The organism is Methyloglobulus sp. (assembly GCF_964779595.1).
Map to the genome: position 1 here is coordinate 1 of NZ_CBAROL010000066.1, position 4618 is coordinate 4618.

At 42.8% G+C, this 4618-nt stretch carries 1 protein-coding gene; it reads right to left on the bottom strand.

Annotation, left to right across the window (positions count from 1 at the left end; all coding sequences use genetic code 11):
* Nucleotides 1–150: 150 nt before the first annotated feature.
* Nucleotides 151–4008, bottom strand: a complete 3858-nt coding sequence (locus tag AC1YY3_RS12815; RefSeq protein WP_481825206.1) for a DUF1631 family protein — start codon at nucleotides 4006–4008, stop codon at nucleotides 151–153.
* Nucleotides 4009–4618 lie beyond the last annotated feature (610 nt).

The window sequence follows — 4618 nt, forward strand, 5'->3', positions numbered from 1 at the left end:
CAATGGCAAGAATGGTAAGGCTATCGCCTGCGCCGCTATGCGTAAACTCATTCATCTTAGCTTTGCTATCTTGAAATCAGGCGAACCTTTTGATCCTCTTTTCGCAGTAAAATAAGCCTTGACACTTGGGTTTTAAGACGGTATCTACAACTAATGTATCGACCCCGCCAATTCAATAAGCGGCATGGGTTTATGGATGCCGTAGCCTTGGGCATAATCGACACCAATCTCCTTCAAAATGGCATGTATCTTCATGTTTTCTACATATTCTGCAATCGTTTCCAGCTCCAGCGAGTGTGCGATTTCATTCATGGAGTTGACCATAACGACATCGGTCGGACTGTTGGCGATGTCCTTAATGAAAGACCCGTCAATCTTTAGATAATCGACATCCAGACTTTTCAGGTACGAGTAGGAAGAATAGCCGGTACCAAAATCATCTAAAGAAAACTTGCAGCCAAAATACTTGATCTCTTTAATAAATCGTTTAGTAAAAGCGAGGCTACCTGCGGCTACAGATTCCGTGACTTCAAAGGTAATTTTTTCTGCCGGAACGTCCTGCATGGATAGCCGATCCTTGAGGAAGGTCAGGAATTCTTCGGAATTAAGAGATTGCCCCGACAAGTTAATAGCAAAACCGCCGATTTTATCGAAGCAGGCGCGGTTTTCCATAATCCAGCCGAACACATGTTCAACAATCCAGCGATCAATTTCTGGCATACGTTGGCAACGCTCGACGGCGGGAATAAATTTATCGGGGACAATAATTTTGCCGACCTCATCTATTACGCCCAGCAAGATTTCATAATGCGAATGGCTGTTTTTTTCAGGATCGATGGGGGCAATCATCTGGCAACGCGCAAACAGGCGTTTTTCGGAGAATATCCGGTCAATACGTCCCGCCCATTCATGGATGTCGGTTTGCGTCTTTAAGCTTTCATCGTTTTCTTGATAAACGCGAATACGATTGTGTCCTGCCCGGTTTGCGGAAATATTGACTGAATCCGCCTTTTGCAGCAGTTCCTCGGCATTGTATAAGCCTTCCATTATCGGTACTAAACCAATGCTGACGCTGATCGTGTAGCTTTTGTCTTCCCAAACAAAGTTTGTTTTGTTTATCAGGATTTGGATGTTTTTGGCGGCTTCCTGGCCTTCGTCAGCAGATACGTTTTTCAACAAAAACCCGAAGGTTTTATCGCCCAGCCGCGATACGATGCCATCTTTACCCAAATTATTGCTGACGGATTGTGCCACTTGCAACAGCAATTGGTCGCCGCCTAGCAGACCGCAGACATTGGTGATAATGCGAAAATCTTCAATTTCCAGATAGCCTAAGACGTGCGTGGTGTCATGGTCGGAAATTTGTTCTTTGAGTAGATGGAGAAAGCGTTTGCGATTGGGTAAATTGGTAATGGGGTCGTGAGAAACACTGTGTATCAGCTTGTCCTGCATTTGCTGCAACATCGTGGTCGTTGCCCTATCCATTAAGGGTTCGTCGAGATTCTCAATTTGGGTAACTACACCACTTTCCAGAAGATCTGCAATTTCACTGCGGGTAAGTTCTTGTTTTTTATAGCCGTCACGATTAACAAAAACGTAGACGGGAGGTGTCTCACCTATCCATATCAGATTAAGTGGCTCAAAAGTCTCTTTTTCCAGGGAAAAAGTAAACCAATCTCCCGTTTCAAACTGGTCAACTTGCAACAGCCAGCTATCAGAAATAAATTCATTGGCTGTTGTTTTAGTTTTGGCTTCAATAAAGGTGGTATCAATCGGTTTTCGAACGCGTGGCGAACCTGCACCCAGCAAGGTTGCATGAAGTTCATCAATAATTTTGTTATGTACAAAAGCATTGGTGCAAACAGAACCTAGGTTGGTATTGATATATTCCAACTCCATTTCAATTATGCTGTCTTGTTTTGCAGGCAGATGTTCCAGGTCGGTATACCATTCCAGCAGCTCATCCAGGACTTCAAAATAGCGTTGCCGAGTGCTGGAGTCATTGTCGTTCAATTCTGCGATAACCAGCAGATGCTGCCAACCGGAATCAAGCAATGACTGGATAACACTGGGTACTGCCTTGCCAACTAAGCGATTATCTATGGCGCGTTGGATTTTCAGTCGGGCCTGTTCAAGTTTTTGTTTGCCTTCGTAAATCTCAATAACGCGGCGGACGTTCAATTCCCTGGATTTGGCGATAGGGGCGGAAATTTCTTTCAGTTCTTCATTGGCTTTTGCAAAAATGTCAGGATTAGTAATAGAACCCTGAGCAATTTTGGACACCAACTGATCCAGAACTTGCTTGACTTGGGTGTTCTTGATGACTTTGTTTTGATTAACCGCGCTTTCTAAGGAAAACAATTGATTCAATAAGTTACGCGCTGGATGGTTTTCCGAATCCAAAAACTTAGAATCCTGTAAGCTCAACGCCATCAACGGCAATTTGATACTTTCCAGATAGGATTTTATATTAGGCGTGTGATCCAGCTCACTTGAAAGTGCATGAAAAAGCTGATCATAAACATCCAGTTTAGTTTTATCTTCTGATGAAAATGTTTTAGCACCCAAACGCGTGGATGAATCTAAATATTGATCGAGCTGGGTTTGGAGCAGGGCAGTTGCATTTTGAGGTAGTTGTTGAGCGGTTCGAGTTGCTTGTAGTTTTGCTAAGGCCGCTAACAAATCATCAATGGTGTGTTCATAACTACCCACAGAGCTGACTTTCTGATGTCCCCCCAGATAACCGTGACCAGAACCAGCACCGTGTGATTGTGCTAATTCCAAATTTTGATTGATAAGATCGAATAGTTTGCCGGCTGTTTGGGTGACAGGCGGGTGGTATAGCTGACGAGAGGGCGGCGGCGATGAAGCCGCTACATTGTAGGACTCAGGATAAGCATAAGCATCATTGTCAAAAGACGGCAATTGCTGACCTGATGTGAACGTATCGGAAAATGTCGTTTGCTGGTTAGTGTTCGTTGGATAGTTTTTCTTCCAGATAATATCCTGTGCTATACCGGAAGGCGCACCATATTCGACCAGCAGTGCATCAAAGACGTTGTATAAAGCCGATAAATGCTGAGACAAAGTCATCTGAAAAGCCTTATACAGCGATCTTTTTGCGGCGATACTGTCCTCTAAGCTCGCAATTTCCTTGCGAAAATGTTCGCATAACTGCTCAGGATCAACGGGGTTCTTGACCAGATAGCGAGGGAAGCAAGTGACATAGCTAATCTTAAGTTCCAGTTGGTAAAGCTGGTTTTTGTATTGGGCGTTGGTTTTTCTAATCAAAGTAGAGAAGTTTAGCGAATCTTCAAAAGCTTCTTTTTCAATCAAAGATAGCGTACTGCCAAGTGCGCTAGTACCGACGTTACCTTCAATTTTATCCCCAGTAAAATTAATTCTAGCCGTAAGTCCTTGGCAAAAACGGGTAATAAGTGAGTCCTTATTCATCCGCAACACCGAGATTAAATTGGCTTGTGCGGCTACATCCCTGAAATTTTCAGCATGAACAGGCGGTTTTTCCAGTTCGTCTTCAGCATCATTGAAAAATTTACGCATCAGTGCTGGCAAATTGCTTTGCAGCATATCCTTGAAGGCGGCTTTGAACTGCTCCTGATTTGATGACGTAAGAAAAAACTTGGGATTGTTGGAATGTGCAGCAATGGAACCCACATTGGTTGATTGCTGCAATGCGTTGAACATTGAGTCTGAGATATTCTCGAACACTACGCCAATACCATCATCAGCCACGCGGACGACTTGCGAGTCGATTTGGAAGTATTCTCTGCCCTGCCCAGTTTGTGCGGAAAAATAAATCTTGGCGATTTTGTTTTTCAGAAAACCAATGGAGGAGGGCTGTTTAAGTTGCAAAAACAGACCCTGTTCACAAAAATCGTGGATGACACATTGGATTGAGGTGGTGTCCTCAATCGTCATTACCGCTTCGACTTTTGTTTCTTGGCGCTTATAACGGCGTTTTTCTGAAGTTTTATTGGGTGTTTGCATAAGGAACTTGCGTTATATGCTCCATAATTGATGAGTTATTTCCTCGCTTAATTGTACCTTAAGTGTAGATGAGAAACTGACATTTTGGTGATCTACGTTTAAGGAAGCACTAGCAATCGTTGTTTAGATTAAGTCAAGAATGCCACCAAAAGTATGAGTAAAGTTGCGAAACAGGGACACTATTAAGTAATATGGCTTCAAAAAATAAATGGTCAAAAATATATTGTCTTTATTAAGCTATATTATTGCTATAAAACAATATTTCTGGGTATTGCAAGTGGTGAATGATTGTTAAAAACGCACGGAAGAGAAGGTTTTTTAAAAATTATGTTGTGAAAAACCAATTAAATTTGTTTATTTGCAACATATTTGATTTGTACTATACTTATCTGCGACAAATAACTTGTTTTGACAGTCATTAACTTAATAATGAGGAATACCATGAATACTAAACAGAAGTCCCGTCCCCACCTCAAACCCTTAATCGCCGCAATCGCTGCGCTCTGTGCCATTGGTACAGTACACGCTAAAAGCCTGACCGAAGCCAGCACCTTGCTGGAAACCGTCGGTGACCCCAACGAAAGCAGCTTCATGAAAAGCAACCAGCTCA